This is a genomic window from Paenibacillus sp. J22P15 (assembly GCF_056269345.1).
The window spans coordinates 381,470-397,323 of record NZ_JBWDNT010000001.1 but is presented as its reverse complement, the minus strand read 5'-3'; the positions used below and the strand labels follow the sequence as shown (position 1 = coordinate 397,323).

Sequence of the window (15,854 nt, the reverse complement as noted above, 5' to 3'; positions counted from 1 at the left end):
CCGCGTTAACAAATTAAATAATTGACAATTGCCACATCCGTCATTATTATTCAGTAATGCGGACAATTGTCCGCATATAGATGCGGTCATCTATTATTGTAGCCTTCAGCTTAACATTGGTCAACAATAGGTAGAATAGACCCACAGATACGGATAGGAGGAAATGTTATGGCTTCAGCTTCAAAAAAAGCAACACCCATTGGTGATCCGATGTCAATTCGCAATATTATTGCTCCGTTAATCGCCATCATTGTCGGTATGTTTATGGTTATTTTAGACGGCACCGCCATGAATGTCGCCATGCCTGGACTAATGGCTGACTTCAAAAGCCCGATGTCTCTTGTACAATGGACCATTACAGGCTACGCACTTGCACAAGCAGCAGTTATTCCACTCGCTGGATGGATGTCCGATCGTTTCGGAGCCAAACAAATCTTCTTGTTTTCGATCATTATGTTCACGATTGGTTCGGGGCTTTGTTCACTAGCTACAACAGCTGAGCAGCTCATCGTTTTCCGTATCATTCAAGGACTCGGCGGAGGTATGGTTGCTCCTATTGCAATGGCCTTCACCTTTAGACTCAGCCCTCCAGGCAAACAAGGCGCAGTAATGGGCATGATCGGAATTCCGATGCTTCTAGCTCCTGCTCTAGGCCCAGTTGTGGCAGGTTGGCTCGTTGATTATGTATCTTGGCATTGGATATTCATCATCAATCTTCCGATTGGTATCATTGCCGTTATTGTTGGTCTTCGCACTTTGCCTAACATTGAGCGCAAGCGAGTTCCTTCACTAGACTTTTTAGGTATGATATTCGCTCCTCTCGCGTTTGCTATGCTAGCATTCGGAGTAAGCTCAGCTGGAGGTGCTGAAGGCGGCGCAGGAAGCGGCTGGACCTCTCCTGAAGCGTTGACTGGTATGATTGTAGGCGGTATTTCGCTTATTATTTTCATCATCGTCGAGCTAAAGCGCCAGGAACCACTGCTTGAGCTTCGTGTATTCAAATCAAGCAATTTTACCCGCGGCATCATTTTGCAATGGATTGTCCAAATCGCATTATTCGGAACGCTGTTCCTGATTCCGGTTTTCTTGCAAATTGCCAAAGGCTATTCCGCTTTTGAAACTGGACTTATCTTGCTTCCTCAAGCTCTTGCTGCAGGTATTTTCATGCCGATCGGCGGCAAGCTGTTTGATCGTATCGGAGCTCGTCCACTTGTTATTACCGGTTTATCTATCGTAACCATTGCTGGCTTCATTCTGAGCCAATTATCAGCGGAAACGACTCTTCTTACGCTTATGATTCCAATCGCTATGCTCGGCGCAGGTATGGGCTTGTCGATGATGCCGCTTAATACACATCTTATGCAGTCAGCGCCCAAAGAGCTCGTTAGCCGTGTAACATCGCTAACCGCTTCAGCACAGCAAGTAATGACCTCCTTTGCTATCGCAGGGTTGTCGACAATTCTTGCAAGCAGAGTGGAGCATTACGGGGCAACAAACCCAGGACCTAACGTCGTTTACTCCTCCTATGGAGATACATTCTTCATTCTAGCTTCTATATCAATCGTCGGTGCCCTTGTAGCTTTTCTGCTTCGCAAACCGAAGCAAGAACACGATACAAATCCTAATGAAAAACCAGAAGTTTCTATGATGATGGGGCACTAGTAACGTTCTGCAATACAAAAGGCAGCTTCCAATTCGTCTCTGACGATTTAGAAGCTGCCTTTTTTTTTCATCGATTAATCTATGATTTCAGCCATATCTCCGTTTTTCACACCTGCTGCATTTGCTTCATCTGTATCGATATGCATATCTAATGCGAATTGCTCTGATACACGTGCAACTACATTTTCGAACACAACACCACGCTCTCCAGTAAAACGAACACGCAGCGACTGCTTGTCCGCAATACCAAACCGCTCAGCATCACTAGTATGGAAATGAATATGTCTTGCCGCCACAATAACGCCTTCGTCGATCGTAACCTCTCCAGCAGGTCCTTGAAGCTTAATACCAGCAGAGCCTTTTGTATCTCCGGATTCCCTAACAGGCGGATTAACACCTAGTGTAAACGCATCTGTACGCGACACTTCGAGTTGAGTCTGCTTACGCGTAGGTCCGAGTATTCTTACTTTAGCAAATGTCCCTTTCGGTCCAACAACCGCTACGGTTTCATTAGCAGCATATTGGCCTGGTTGAGACAAAGGCTTCATTTCTGTTAATTCATAACCTGCACCAAATAATAACTCGACATGCTCCTGCGATAAGTGAATATGTCTTGCCGATACCCCGATTGGAACTTCTCTATGCATGATGCTGTCACTCTCCTGATCTGAATTATCCTCTTTGCACTGAGTTGAAAGAAAAAGCACACGACTGCTAAGCCGTATGCTTATCATACCATTTATTTAAATTCGGCAACAAGTTTCTCAAATTCTTCAGCAGTAATCTTAATATTTTGCTTAGCAAGACCCTCTTGACTAAAGCCGGTAATAAGATCCTCGTAAGATTTGCGGGTTTTATTTTGGTAAATAAGTCCAGTAAGCATCCCGTTTGTCTCCATGATTTTGTTCATCGCTTCCACGCGGTTAGATGAGTCATAATCAGGGAATTGCTCTAAATTCACGATATTTTCTTTAAACCAATCATACGTATTAATTTTATTAAAAGTAACACAAGGGCTGAACACGTTGATCAGCGAGAAACCTTCATGGTTAATGCCCTCTTCAATCAATTTCGTCAATTGTTTCAAATCGCTTGAGAATGACTGCGCTACGAATGTAGCACCAGAAGACATTGCAATCTCCAGCGGTGATAACGTCGACTCGATAGAACCCTCCGGCGTTGATTTGGTTTTGAAGCCCTCAGCACTTCGCGGAGAAGTTTGTCCTTTCGTTAGACCGTAGATTTGGTTGTCCATTACGATATAGGTGACGTTAAGGTTACGTCGAATGGCGTGAACGGTGTGACCCATACCGATTGCGAAGCCATCCCCGTCTCCACCCGAAGCGATAACGGTAAGCTCACGATTAGCAAGCTTTACGCCTTGTGCGATAGGAAGCACACGACCGTGAATGCCGTGAAAACCATAAGCGTTGATATAACCGGAAATCCGACCCGAACAACCAATACCGGAAATAACCGCTAAATTTTCAGGCTCAAGTCCTACATTAGCTGCAGCGCGTTGAATAGCAGCTTGGATCGAAAAGTCTCCGCAACCCGGGCACCAGTTAGGCTTTACATTATTTCTAAACTCTTTGAACGTTGCCATCTAAACTCAACTCCTTACAAGCTTTGTGAACGTCGGAAGGCAAGAACGGATTGCCGTCGTATTTAAGCAAGCTATCGATTTTCTCTGCAAAACCAGCATGCATTTTAATTTGACCTGCCAGCTGTCCGGTTGCATTGTTTTCGATGACAATCACTTTTTTCGCATTTTGCAAGTAAGGAAGCAGTGGTTTCGTTGGGAACGGATAAATTTGGCGAATCGTAATATGATTCGTAGAAACACCCTCTTGAGCGAGTAAGCTTCTAGCTTCATCAATTGTACCGCCAGTAGAGCCCATGCCGATAATAAGCAAATCAGGTGTTTCATGAGGTGCATCTACACGAATCGCTTCACGAATATACATTTCATTCAGCTTGTTCAAACGCTTATCCATCATGTTCTGACGGTTCACTGCATTCTCTGATGGACGCCCTGTTTCATCATGCTCTACGCCAGTTACGTGATGCAGGCCGCCTTTCTCACCAGGCAATACACGAGGCGAGACGCCGTCTTCCGTAAGCTCATAACGTTTAAACAAATCATGACCTTCAAGTGCAGGCACATTTTCCACAAGTTTACCGCGTTTAATCTCTATTTTATTGTAATCAAGCTGATCACATGACTGCTTGCCAAGAGACAACTGCAAATCTGTCATCAAAATAACCGGTACTTGATATTCCTCAGCCAAGTTAAAGGATTCAAGCGTGTCATAGAAGCAATCCTCGATCGAAGCCGGTGCGATTACGATTTTTGGAATTTCTCCATGCGTACCGTAAACCATTGCATTCAAGTCGGATTGTTCTTGCTTCGTAGGTAGACCTGTTGATGGACCGCCACGCTGTGTATTTACGATCACAAGCGGTGTTTCGGTCATGCCAGCTAGGCCAATTGCTTCCATCATAAGAGATAGTCCAGGGCCAGCAGATGCTGTCATCGAACGAACGCCGGCATAGTTTGCACCAATCGCCATCGTTACAGCAGCAATTTCATCCTCTGTTTGCACGACTGTACCACCGAATTTAGGAAGCTTCTTGATCAAATATTCCATAATTTCAGATGCTGGTGTAATGGGGTAAGCAGCCATTAAGCGGCAGCCAGCAGCAAGAGATCCGAGACCAATTGCTTCATTACCGATCATGAACAATTTCTGCTGTCCGTCAGCCTCATCCAGCTTGAATTCATCAAGCGGTCCACCGGCCTGCTCTAATACAAACTCAGCACCGCGTTTTACCGCTTCAATATTTTTCTCAACGACAGCTGCACCTTTGCGTCCAAACTCTTCTTCCACTGCTTTATTGAATACTTCCAGCGGCAGTCCTAGAAGTGCCCAAGACGCGCCCGAAGCAACCATGTTCTTCATTAATGATGTGCCGAGCTCTTCAGCCATCGCAGTAATAGGAACAGCAAACAGTCTTGCATTTATGCCTTCAGGTATAATTGGATTAAATTTCGCATCAGCAACGATAACGCCGCCAAGACGCAGTTCTTTTGCATTCAAATCAATACTTTCTTGGTCAAACGCAACTAGAATATCCAAATCATCCGAAATCGCACGAATTGGTTTCGTGCTTATACGAATTTTGTTGTTTGTATGACCGCCTTTAATCCGTGAGGAGAAATGACGATAACCATATAAATAATAGCCTAACCGATTAAGCGCCGTGGAAAAGATTCGGTCCGTGCTCTCGACGCCTTCTCCTTGTTGTCCCCCGATCTTCCAAGACAATTGACTAATCAAAATGCCCAACTCCTCTTTTTCTAAAACATGCACCCATTCTATTTCATCAAGTAATTATATAGTATAATTCATAACAGTCACAACAAGTTTAAAGCTCAAATTCATAAAAATCAAGATGTAAACGCTTAATAGAAGCATAATTTGTTTCGATTGTTTCCATACCGCAAATAGATCGAATCGCTTTTAAGCCAAAGGAAGATTTTTTCGAAGAAAACGAAGGGCATTTTCAGACATAAATTGTACGGTCTGCTGCTCAGAATAACGTTTGAGAAGCGCTTCTTGCAAATTTATAAGATCGCCTGGATGCGTTAAGTCTTTCATGTAGCTGTCAATTCCGTCAAAATCAGAGCCTAGCATAATATGGTTCTCTCCGCCGAGCTCACAAATATGCTCAATATGACGCAGCAAATCATCGATCACAACAACCTCCGTGCTCGCTACAAACCAAGGGACGTAAGTAACACCAATTAGACCTTGCATCGTAATTATTTTCTCAATCTGGGAATCCTTCAAATTACGCGGATGCTCACAGATCGCTCTCGCATTAGAGTGAGAAGCGAGGATCGGTTTCTGAGAAAGCTCAGCAACATCCCAGAATGCCCTCTCGGACAAATGAGATACATCTAATATTATATCCAATTTATTACATTCTTCTACTAACAATTTCCCTTTTGCGGTCAAGCCCCCGCCGCGCGGCTCCATTGCCCCGTCTGCAGCCCAATTCGCATGATTCCAGGTTAAACCCGCAGCACGTATACCTAATTGATGTACGATACGAAGCAGAGACATTTGCCCTTGAAGGCCATCTACACCTTCAAGCGACAACAGCGCTCCTATTTTTCCGCTATTTATGCAAGTATCCAGATCCTGCGCAGTCTTCACCCATAACATGTCCTCACAAGATAATACCATTTGGTGAAATCGATCTATGCTCTCCAAAATAGGCTCTAATCGTCCATTCATGGATTGAGGAATATAGATCGCGAATGTTTGCAAAACCGTTCCCACAGCCTTCAGACGCTCGTATGTAACATCTAATGAACTAGGCTTACTGCCTTGAAAAGTTAAATTCTCGTCAATCAGCAGCTTGCAGAGCACATCACAATGAAAATCTATCACTTTCATAGCCGCACCTCACCATTTGTCAGATTCACAGCAAAAAAACCTGTCTACGACGTAAACAGGCGAACAATTGTCTTTATATCCAATTGGCTTAAGCATTAACGCCGCTTGGACTTGCTACCGAGGTTCAACAATCAATTTGATTGCTGTTCGATCCTCCCCATCAATAACAATGTCTGTAAAAGCCGGTATGCAAATTAAATCCACCCCGCTGGGAGCGACAAATCCACGAGCAATCGCTACAGCTTTGATCGCTTGATTTAACGCACCAGCACCAATGGCTTGCAGCTCCGCACCACCACGTTCACGAAGAACGCCAGCTAGCGCACCTGCAACGGAATTTGGATTGGACTTTGCTGAAACTTTTAATACATCCATAAAAAGAACCTCCCCTTGGACTGTTGGATGGATTCCACTTTTAAATAGTATTCGAGGGAGTTAAAAAAATTCCTGCTTTTATTTCGTGTATTCACAAACTGTTCTGAATAGTCAGAACTTTCGAGAGATTGATAGTATTACATCAGAAGCCATTCATCTTCCGTAAGACGTATTTTCTCAATTTTGCGTGCTCTTCCTGTCGCATCGTCAATCTGTACAGAGATGGCATGCAAATGCCACTTGCCTTCATCCACTACAAAACGAACGGGCAGCTGCGTAATAAATTTATGCAAAACAGCATTTCGTTCCATTCCAAGTACGCCTTCCTTTGGACCAACCATACCAACATCCGTTATGTAAGCCGTTCCTTCAGGTAAGATCGTATCATCATTCGTTTGTACATGCGTATGCGTGCCAAGCACGATCGAAGCTCTCCCATCAAGATGCCAACCCATTGCAATCTTCTCTGACGTCGCCTCAGCATGAAAGTCGACGAGGATGTTGTTTGTACGCTCTCTCGCTTCTTCGATCAATTCATCAGCCTTGCGGAATGGACAATCGATTGGAGGCAAAAATGTCCGGCCTTGTAAATTAATAATAGCAAGCTGCTTTCCGCCTGCTTTAATAAATGCCATGCCTTGTCCAGGTGCACCCTCCGCATAATTCGCAGGGCGAACCATACGAGGCTCGTCGTCAATCCATTCAAAAATATCTTTATTATCCCACGTATGGTTACCCATCGTTATGCCATGGATACCCCATTCGAAAAATTCCTTCGCAATTGTTGCAGTAATCCCTCGACCTGCAGCAGCATTCTCACCATTCGCAATAATAATATGAGGGTTATATTTACTTTTAAGAGCTGGCAGTACGCGCTTAAGTGCGCTTCTCCCTACATTTCCTACGATATCGCCGATAAATAATACATTCATGTGAGTACACTTCCTTTTTTGTACGCCTGCAAACAGAAAAGTGGCTAACAAGCAGCCACTTTTCTGAAAAGCTGATATTTTTTTGTTGATTTACTTCGCGTATTCAACCGCGCGTGTTTCACGAATAACCGTAACTTTAATATGTCCCGGATAATCGAGTTCACTCTCGATTTTTTTCGTGATATCACGAGCGAGTCGGAATGCTTCCGTATCATCGATTTTCTCTGGCTGTACCATAACACGTACTTCACGGCCAGCTTGGATCGCGTACGATTTTTCAACGCCTTCAAACGATTCTGAAATATCTTCAAGCTTCTCCAGTCGTTTGATGTACGTCTCAAGTGTCTCACGACGTGCTCCAGGGCGTGCAGCGGACAATGCATCAGCTGCTCCTACGAGCATTGCGATAACGGAAGTTGCTTCCGTATCACCGTGATGGGAGGCAATACTGTTAATAACGACAGGATGCTCCTTGTATTTCTTAGCAAGTTCAACGCCGATCTCGACGTGTGATCCTTCAACTTCGTGGTCTAGCGCTTTACCGATATCATGCAGCAAACCTGCACGCTTCGCGAGCGTAACATCTTGGCCAAGTTCTGCTGCCATCAATCCAGTCAAGTAAGCTACCTCCATGGAGTGCTTCAACACGTTCTGACCATAACTTGTCCGATACTTCAATCGACCCAAAATCTTGATTAAATCCGGATGCAAGCTGTGAACACCAACCTCGAAAGTAGCTTGCTCACCGTATTCACGGATGCGCTCATCCACTTCTTTACGAGATTTCTCAACCATTTCTTCAATGCGAGCAGGGTGGATACGACCGTCAGCCACAAGCTTTTCCAAAGAAGTGCGGGCAATTTCGCGTCTTATCGGGTCGAAACCAGATAAAATGACCGCTTCCGGTGTATCGTCGATAATAAGATCGATACCAGTCAATGTTTCCAAAGCACGGATATTACGGCCTTCACGCCCGATAATGCGGCCTTTCATTTCTTCATTAGGCAACGTTACGACGGATACCGTCGTCTCAGCCACATGATCTGCCGCACAGCGTTGAATTGCTAGTGATATAATATCACGGGCTTTCTTATCGGCCTCTTCTTTCGCTTGCTGCTCGATCTCTTTAATCATCTGTGCTGTTTCATGTCGTACTTCCTGTTCAACATTAGACAAAATGATCGATTTCGCGTCTTCCGTTGTCAGACTCGATATACGTTCCAATTCACTTTGCTGCTGTTTGTAAATGGAATCGATCTGCTCTTGCGTCTCTTCGATCCGTTTTTCTTTGTTGGCTACAGTTTCTTCTTTGCGTTCTAGCGCTTCTAACTTTTTATCCAGCGACTCCTCTTTTTGGAGCAAACGTCTTTCCTGACGTTGAGCCTCGTTGCGACGTTCACGAATGTCTCTCTCAGCTTCGGAACGAAGTTTGTGGACTTCATCTTTTGCCTCTAGCACAGTTTCTTTCTTCTGAGCTTCCGCTTCTTTTTTCGCATTTTCTACGATTACAATAGCAGCTTGCTCAGCACTTGAAATTTTGGCTTCAGCAATCGACTTTCGAATAAAATAACCAATCCCAAAGAAAATTGCGCCAACAAAGAGACAGATCAAGACCCAAATGATCTCATTAGGCATCTTGTTCACCTCCTTGTTGCATACACCAAGGCATTGCTTGGGATGATATTAGGTTTTCAACCGGCTTCAAACCGTTTAAACATTTACTAATTTGACGAAAATAATCGTATTGAATCAACTTTTGGAAGGAAAATTGATTCAATAATGAAGGAATACAACCTCATTTTATCTTTTCGTAAAATCAATTGTCAAGCAAAAGCCCATCATATTCCTCGAATGATTCTTCTTCCCCATCCAAATCGATAGATTTTATCACGTCTTTCACGATATCTGCCGGGAAGCCACTGCGCATTAAATAACCCATTAGCTTGCGTTTTCGCTCAAATGGTTCGCCTTTTAATGATCGCCATTTCTTCTCTGCAGCCTTCTTCGCAGACGCTAATTCCACTTTCTGGTCCAGCGAATCGATAGCTTCTGCTACGGCTTCTTTCGACACGCCTCGCTGCTGCAGCTCTTGTTGGATAAAGCGTCGACCCTTCAACCGATTTTTTAGTCGGCTGGTAGCAAATTGGCGTGCATATTGTTCATCATCCACAATATGCTCCCTTTCTAAACGGTCAAGGGCATATTGTATATTGTCTGACTCAAATAGTTTGCGGTTCAAATATTGCTCGATCTGCTTCCTCGTTCGAGGTCTTGCTCCCAAATAGGCAATGGCCATTACATAAGATCTGTAACGTTCATCTTCCATCCGAATCTCCTCGACCTGATCCTCAGTTACAAGTTGTCCCTTTGTCAGCCGAAATCGGATAAATATATCTTCATGCACCGACAAAATTGGTTCCTCTGACTCAGCAAAGAGATGATATAGTTTTCGTTCCTTTTTGTCTTGTTTAACTGATAATATCATCCATTCTTCTACCGTACGCGAGTGGCTATTTGACATACCGTACATCCTCTCTAAACACAGCTTCGCCGCCCCTAACGGGACGGCGAAGCATCAGCGCGTATGATATTAGATCGATTTATTCCAGATCTTCAAACTCTTCTTCGTCTTCATCAGGTTTAAAATTAGCCTGAGCTGCTGCTGCAGACAGGTTGCTCGCATCGCGAATCTGTTTTTCAATGACTTCAGCAACATCCTTATGGTCTTTCAAATACTGCTTCGCATTCTCGCGGCCTTGACCCAGACGTTCTCCATTGTAGGAGAACCATGCTCCGCTCTTCTGAACGATATCCATCTCGACACCGATATCGACAAGCGTACCTTCTCGAGAAATACCTTCACCGTACATGATATCCACTTCAGCTTGCTTGAACGGAGGAGCAACCTTGTTCTTCACAACCTTAATACGTGTACGGTTACCAATCATGTCATTTCCTTGCTTCAACGTCTCAATACGACGCACGTCAAGACGTACGCTTGAGTAGAACTTCAAAGCGCGGCCGCCTGGCGTTGTCTCGGGGTTACCGAACATAACGCCTACCTTCTCACGCAATTGGTTGATGAAGATCGCAATGGTTTTCGATTTGCTGATTGCTCCGGAAAGCTTACGCAAAGCTTGCGACATCAGACGAGCTTGAAGACCTACGTGAGAATCACCCATGTCGCCTTCAATCTCAGCTTTCGGTACAAGTGCTGCAACGGAGTCAATTACGATAATATCAACCGCACCGCTGCGAACAAGAGCCTCAGCGATTTCCAAAGCTTGCTCGCCTGTATCAGGCTGTGAAAGCAATAGCTCATCAATATTTACGCCCAGCTTGTTTGCATAAAGCGGATCAAGTGCATGCTCCGCATCGATAAATGCAGCTTGTCCACCAACCTTTTGAACCTCAGCAATCGCATGAAGTGCTACTGTCGTTTTACCGGAGGATTCCGGTCCATAGATTTCTATAACACGTCCGCGCGGTAAACCGCCTATTCCTAATGCAATATCTAGAGCAAGTGAACCGCTAGGTACGGTCTCTACTTGCATGTGTGTGGATTCTCCCAATTTCATGATGGAGCCTTTACCAAATTGTTTCTCAATTTGACGCAAAGCCATTTCTAGTGCAGCGCGACGATCCGACAAGAAACTCACATCCTTCTTTATTTATAATTTTATGATACCTTTTTTCTGACGGGTTGACAAGCATTTTTTCGAACATACATTCGCCTTTTAGCTTCGCCCCCTCAACTGGACATAAAAAAACCGCAGCAAAGTATTCTTCGCCACGGTTCTTCCGATAACTATCTCAATTATAACGGCCTGCTTGGCAATTGACAAACATTATTTATATCAACTAGCTTTTTTCCAACCTTGCATCCGCCATTCCTTACCAATAAATCACTTCGCTTGGAGCGCAAGCCATAGCCGGTATAAAGCACTCTTCACCGCTCGAAGCCTAATCATGCCTCTGCCACCGCTTAAGTTCAAGGTATGCACAGCAATTGGTTTGCCTCGTTCAGCAATGCCTAAATATACTAACCCTACAGGCTTGCCTTCGGATTCAGCAGGTCCAGCAACACCAGTCAATGAGATACCAAAATCTGCATCAGAGAGTTCTCTCACTCTCTCTGCCATTAATGCAGCTGTCGAGTCACTAATCGCACCAGGCGCCCCCTCCCCTTCAAGCTGAGTCATCGGAATGCTAAGTAAATGATGCTTCATTATATTCGTGTAGGTGACAACCCCTCCTACATACTCTCCACTGCTTCCAGGAACGTTTGTAATGAGTTCGGCGAACAAACCCCCACTACAGCTTTCCGCACTAGCCAGCTTGCGTCTTGAGGCTCTCAGAAGGCGTACAACCTCCTCCTCTAAGGTGACGTCCTCCTGTGCATATAAATACTCGCCAACACGTTCCTTGATCTTAGTTACACTTTCGTCTATTTTGAGATCCGCTTCAATGGATGAGCTCGCTTTGGTAGATACGCGTATAGCAACCTCGCCTTCCTTTGCATAAGGGGCGATGGTTGGGTCAAGCTGTCCATCAATTAAATCAAGCAGCCTCTCTTCAAGGTTCGATTCTCCGATTCCTGCAAACTTCAATACTCGGGAATAGAGGGGATTAGCCTCTCCAAGCATAGAACGCAACCACTGCTCAGCAGCCCCATCCATCATCGGTTTCATTTCACGCGGAGGACCTGGCAGCAGCAAATAAAGTGTACCATCCACGGACAAACCATTGCCTACGGCTAGCCCCGTTGTATTTTCAAGCGGCACTCCACCTTCAATCATCAAAGCCTGACGACGATTGCTCTCAACCATGTGAATTCCACGAGAGCTAAACATATGCTCAATTTGTGCCATTGACGGCTCATGAATCACAAGCCCACGGTCCAAATAATCAGCTAATACATCCTTTGTAAGATCATCTTGTGTCGGCCCGAGACCCCCAGTAAATACGAGAAGATCCGCACGGCTTCTCCCGATTTCGATCGCTTGCCGCAGGCGAACCGCATTGTCCCCAACTACGGTCTGAAAGTAGACGTCGACACCTAAGCCTGCAAGTTTCTGCGACAAAAACTGTGCATTCGTATTTACGATTTGTCCGAGCAGCAGCTCTGTCCCGACAGCAATGATTTCCGCTTTCATTAGTCTAGCTCTCCTTTGAATTCAAATGTATGAGTGATCTTAAGCAATAAGCAAAAGCATCCCCCCGTATGACGGAAAGATGCTTTAACTTTATTCTACCGGAATCAAATGTTTGTTTTTCAAAAAATAATCAATACCTGAGTACACCGTAATCGCAGCAGCTACCCAGCTAGCAATAACATCGAATGGAAAATCAATAAAGTTGAAAGGGAAATTGTTAATCAATAGCGCGATAATCATCGTAATTTGAATGGCTGTCTTCCATTTCCCCCACGTGCTGGCAGCCATAACTGAGCCCTCTAACAGCGCGATTTGACGAAGACCTGTAACAGCAAACTCTCTGCTAATGATAACGATCGCAATCAATGCGTTCAGTTTGTCCATTTCGACAAGAGAAATAAGTACTGCAGCAACGAGCAGCTTATCCGCGAGCGGATCGAGCAGCTTACCCAGGTTCGTTACAATTTTGTTCTTGCGAGCAATATAACCATCTAAACCGTCTGTGCTTGCCGCCACAATAAAAATGAGTGCCGCTGCAATTTGATTGTATGTAATGGAGAAGTCTGAAATGGTGAACGACCCCAAATCCACTTTAATAAGCAGAAAAAACATAATAACCGGCACCAAAAATATTCTCGCTAGTGTAATGCGGTTCGCCAGATTCACGCAATTCCCTCCTCTGTTCGATCTAACTCATAGGTGTGCGTTACGCGAACCCTTTGTTTGCGAAAATAGTCGAATTTTCGTCCCTGTTGCCGACCACTTGTTAAGAAAGCAAGAGTGACTGCATGTCTGTTTTCCCTCATCTATGTATCCCCCAGATCCATCTGTAAAGCTATCTAAACCAGTATAATACATGCCAATACACGTGTCAAAAGCGGATTAAGCCTTATTTTTCTGCTATCTCTATACCAAAACGAAAAGCCCCGTTTCTCGAAATTCGATGAAACGAAGCCTTATAATTACGAACGATAGTTGGTAAATTGAAGCTCAACAGGCAGATCCGCTTCTCTAAGCAGCTTCATAACGGCTTGCAAATCATCTAGACTCTTCCCAGAAACTCTTAATTGATCACCTTGAATAAGGCTTTTAACTTTCAATTTCGAATCACGAATTAGAATATTGATTTTTTTAGAAACGTCTTGCTCGATGCCTTGTCTTAGCTTGATCCGCTGACGAACAGTATTGCCGGATGCACCTTCAATTTTTCCGTAGTCCATGTTTTTAATTGGAACTCCGCGTTTTACCATTTTGGACAAAAGAATATCTAGCACGCTCTTCAGCTTATACTCATCCTCAGACGCTACAACAAGATCTTCCTTCTCCAGTGCGATGGAGCTCTTGCTGCCTTTAAAATCAAAGCGTGTTTCAATTTCCCGCTCCGCTTGCTTTATTGCATTAGCTAATTCTGCCATGTCCACCTTAGATACAATATCAAAAGCATTTTCTGATGCCAAATCGATCTCTCCCTTGTTACGGTAATCATTGTTCCGTTTTAGTTTCTGTATTTGTACCAGTACCCGCACCCGTATCTGTACCCATTTCAGTACTTCCATCAGATGTTGAATCTTCAGCAATAACAGGTTTAAGCAGCAGTTTTTTGGAACCTGCTCTGTCGCCGTCAGGAACAATAACCCCATCGACTTTAATCTCTGTTAAATCGGATCTGCCTACATTGATGTAAATCTGACCTGTAAGGTCAAATAACTCGACAGTCCCATCCTCAGCATTCGCTGAGTAAAGCTTCTTACCTTGATTGCTGTCTGAACGAACCTCTAACCAGCTTCTGCCGCCTGATATTTTAATTTCAACCTTATGCGTAACGCCAACAGGTCCAATATCGTATTGATCCGCTTTCCCAACTTTACTGCCAAATGTAACGGTAGTAGAAGGAGGTGTCGGAGTTGGAGCAACTGGCTCATTTGTCGGAGTATTTCCGTTTCCAGCAGCAGTGTCTTCATCATTCTTAACAGGCGGTGCTGAAGCTTCCGTAATATTTGTGTTATTGTCGACTTCTTTGGGTTTGTCAGTATCATTATTAATGAAATACATCCAAATGACGACGACAATTAAAATCAGAAAAGACCACATCATCACGTTGAATCCGATTTTCCCGAGTCTTTCTGACGATTGTGATTGAACCCGACGCGGCGATCTAGAGACGATTGGTTCAGAAATTTGCTCCACCGGTGCTGCAGGCACCTCATGCTGATACAAACGAAGTACTTCGTCCGGATCAAGTCCAACGGCTTCAGAGTAATTTTTCACAAATGCTCGTACATAAAAAGGACCGGGTAAAACCGTATGGTCTCCACTCTCAATCGCTTCCAAATACCGTTTTCTAATTTTAGTCGTTTCTTGAATATCATCTAGCGTTAATCCACGCTGGTCTCTCGCCTTGCGAAGCAATTCACCTAAGTCAGACATGAGACGGCCTCCTTCCGATTAGAAATCGTCTGTATAGTTAGTTGTAAAAGTCTCATACGATATTTCTTCATCTGGTGTGTTACGTAATTCAACAATAATATCAAAATGGCTGTAATCGTAATTAGATTCCTTAATAAATATATCCGGATGTTCGATCACTTTAGTTGATGGCATAGCCATAATTTCTTGCAGCAAGCTGTGATGCTTTTCATTAGAACGAATTGTGCTTACGATACCATCAATAATAAAAATAGTATTCGGCTGCAATTCATCTTCCGACATTTGACTTCTAACCGTCTGACGAAGCAAAGTCGAAGACACAAAGGACCATCTCTTGTTCGAGCATACACTGCCTGCAATGATAGATTCTGTCTTCCCAACTCGCGGCATCCCGCGTATACCTATAACCTGATTACCGTCACGCTTAAACACTTCACCCAAAAAATCAACCAAAATACCTAGCTCATCACGTGTAAAACGGAAAGTCTTGCGATCATCCGAATCACGCTCGATGTAGCGTCCATGACGAACCGCTAATATATCTACGATTGTAGGCGTTCTCAGCTTGTTTACAGTAATATTATCTACTTTCTGAAGCATCTTGCCAAGCAATTCAATCTTTTCGTCGTCATCAGTTTGAAGAAGCATGCCCCTTGTTCTATCTTCGACCCCATTAATTGTCATAATATTTACCTCAAGCATACCTAGTAATGAGGCGATATCTCCGAGAAGGCCAGGGCGGTTTTTATGTATTTTGTATTCCATGTACCACTGTTTCGACTCCAATGCTGTCACCGTCCTAAACCTGTTCTTATAGAGTATGTAATTCATGATAC

General features: G+C 44.1%; 15 protein-coding genes. 1 reads left to right on the top strand and 14 read right to left on the bottom strand.

The genetic code is table 11. From position 1 onward, the window contains the following. The first annotated feature begins 168 nt into the window (after positions 1 to 168). Positions 169 to 1,662, top strand: coding sequence for an MDR family MFS transporter (locus AC0YN6_RS01900; RefSeq protein ID WP_475744694.1), 1,494 nt, complete (start codon positions 169 to 171; stop codon positions 1,660 to 1,662). Positions 1,663 to 1,736: 74 nt separating this feature from the next. On the opposite strand, the gene AC0YN6_RS01895 is transcribed toward AC0YN6_RS01900, so the two are convergent. From AC0YN6_RS01895 to AC0YN6_RS01830, 14 genes are all read right to left on the bottom strand, one after another. Then, a complete protein-coding gene (locus AC0YN6_RS01895; RefSeq protein ID WP_475744693.1) occupies positions 1,737 to 2,309 on the bottom strand; it encodes a phosphate propanoyltransferase in 573 nt (190 codons plus the stop codon). Positions 2,310 to 2,401: 92 nt separating this feature from the next. Next, the gene (locus tag AC0YN6_RS01890) at positions 2,402 to 3,268 is read right to left on the bottom strand and encodes a 2-oxoacid:ferredoxin oxidoreductase subunit beta (protein ID WP_475744691.1); all 867 of its coding nucleotides are present in this window, start codon (positions 3,266 to 3,268) and stop codon (positions 2,402 to 2,404) included. Further along, on the bottom strand, positions 3,246 to 5,003 hold the full coding sequence (locus tag AC0YN6_RS01885; protein ID WP_475744690.1) for a 2-oxoacid:acceptor oxidoreductase subunit alpha: 1,758 nt from the start codon (positions 5,001 to 5,003) through the stop codon (positions 3,246 to 3,248). Before AC0YN6_RS01885 ends, AC0YN6_RS01890 begins: the two co-directional genes overlap by 23 nt. A 183-nt stretch (positions 5,004 to 5,186) precedes the next feature. After that, positions 5,187 to 6,128, bottom strand: a complete 942-nt coding sequence (locus AC0YN6_RS01880; RefSeq protein WP_475744688.1) for a dipeptidase — start codon at positions 6,126 to 6,128, stop codon at positions 5,187 to 5,189. Positions 6,129 to 6,242: 114 nt separating this feature from the next. Beyond that, positions 6,243 to 6,503 (bottom strand): stage V sporulation protein S, encoded by a 261-nt coding sequence (locus AC0YN6_RS01875; RefSeq protein ID WP_006036664.1) that lies wholly within the window; start codon positions 6,501 to 6,503, stop codon positions 6,243 to 6,245. 137 nt (positions 6,504 to 6,640) lie between these two features. Beyond that, positions 6,641 to 7,435 (bottom strand): TIGR00282 family metallophosphoesterase, encoded by a 795-nt coding sequence (locus tag AC0YN6_RS01870; protein ID WP_475744685.1) that lies wholly within the window; start codon positions 7,433 to 7,435, stop codon positions 6,641 to 6,643. Positions 7,436 to 7,525: 90 nt separating this feature from the next. Then, a complete protein-coding gene (gene rny, locus AC0YN6_RS01865) occupies positions 7,526 to 9,070 on the bottom strand; it encodes a ribonuclease Y (RefSeq protein WP_475744684.1) in 1,545 nt (514 codons plus the stop codon). 181 nt (positions 9,071 to 9,251) lie between these two features. Next, complete coding sequence (locus AC0YN6_RS01860; protein WP_475744682.1) at positions 9,252 to 9,956, bottom strand: regulatory protein RecX; 705 nt, start codon at positions 9,954 to 9,956, stop codon at positions 9,252 to 9,254. Between the two features lie 79 nt (positions 9,957 to 10,035). After that, positions 10,036 to 11,085, bottom strand: a complete 1,050-nt coding sequence (gene recA / locus AC0YN6_RS01855) for a recombinase RecA (protein WP_475744681.1) — start codon at positions 11,083 to 11,085, stop codon at positions 10,036 to 10,038. A gap of 255 nt (positions 11,086 to 11,340) precedes the next feature. Next, positions 11,341 to 12,591 carry a competence/damage-inducible protein A gene (locus AC0YN6_RS01850; protein WP_475744680.1) on the bottom strand — a complete coding sequence of 417 codons (1,251 nt, stop codon included), beginning with the start codon at positions 12,589 to 12,591 and terminating at the stop codon, positions 11,341 to 11,343. A gap of 90 nt (positions 12,592 to 12,681) precedes the next feature. After that, positions 12,682 to 13,257, bottom strand: coding sequence for a CDP-diacylglycerol--glycerol-3-phosphate 3-phosphatidyltransferase (pgsA, locus tag AC0YN6_RS01845; RefSeq protein ID WP_138751526.1), 576 nt, complete (start codon positions 13,255 to 13,257; stop codon positions 12,682 to 12,684). A 296-nt stretch (positions 13,258 to 13,553) separates the two neighbouring features. Then, complete coding sequence (locus tag AC0YN6_RS01840) at positions 13,554 to 14,048, bottom strand: YajQ family cyclic di-GMP-binding protein (protein ID WP_475744678.1); 495 nt, start codon at positions 14,046 to 14,048, stop codon at positions 13,554 to 13,556. 25 nt (positions 14,049 to 14,073) lie between these two features. Next, positions 14,074 to 15,018, bottom strand: coding sequence for a helix-turn-helix domain-containing protein (locus AC0YN6_RS01835; protein ID WP_475744676.1), 945 nt, complete (start codon positions 15,016 to 15,018; stop codon positions 14,074 to 14,076). Between the two features lie 18 nt (positions 15,019 to 15,036). Beyond that, entirely contained in the window at positions 15,037 to 15,804 is a 768-nt protein-coding gene (locus AC0YN6_RS01830; protein ID WP_475744674.1) for a DUF3388 domain-containing protein, read from the bottom strand. Between the last annotated feature and the right edge of the window lie 50 nt (positions 15,805 to 15,854).

Bases quoted from the DNA above. Each gene is read 5' to 3' on its own strand.
- AC0YN6_RS01880 (WP_475744688.1), bottom strand. From the start codon at position 6,128: ATGAAAGTGATAGATTTTCATTGTGATGTGCTCTGCAAGCTGCTGATT.
- AC0YN6_RS01850 (WP_475744680.1), bottom strand. From the start codon at position 12,591: ATGAAAGCGGAAATCATTGCTGTCGGGACAGAGCTGCTGCTCGGACAA.
- AC0YN6_RS01875 (WP_006036664.1), bottom strand. From the start codon at position 6,503: ATGGATGTATTAAAAGTTTCAGCAAAGTCCAATCCAAATTCCGTTGCA.
- AC0YN6_RS01860 (WP_475744682.1), bottom strand. From the start codon at position 9,956: ATGTCAAATAGCCACTCGCGTACGGTAGAAGAATGGATGATATTATCA.
- AC0YN6_RS01870 (WP_475744685.1), bottom strand. From the start codon at position 7,435: ATGAATGTATTATTTATCGGCGATATCGTAGGAAATGTAGGGAGAAGC.
- AC0YN6_RS01900 (WP_475744694.1), top strand. From the start codon at position 169: ATGGCTTCAGCTTCAAAAAAAGCAACACCCATTGGTGATCCGATGTCA.
- AC0YN6_RS01835 (WP_475744676.1), bottom strand. From the start codon at position 15,018: ATGTCTGACTTAGGTGAATTGCTTCGCAAGGCGAGAGACCAGCGTGGA.
- AC0YN6_RS01895 (WP_475744693.1), bottom strand. From the start codon at position 2,309: ATGCATAGAGAAGTTCCAATCGGGGTATCGGCAAGACATATTCACTTA.
- rny (WP_475744684.1), bottom strand. From the start codon at position 9,070: ATGCCTAATGAGATCATTTGGGTCTTGATCTGTCTCTTTGTTGGCGCA.
- AC0YN6_RS01890 (WP_475744691.1), bottom strand. From the start codon at position 3,268: ATGGCAACGTTCAAAGAGTTTAGAAATAATGTAAAGCCTAACTGGTGC.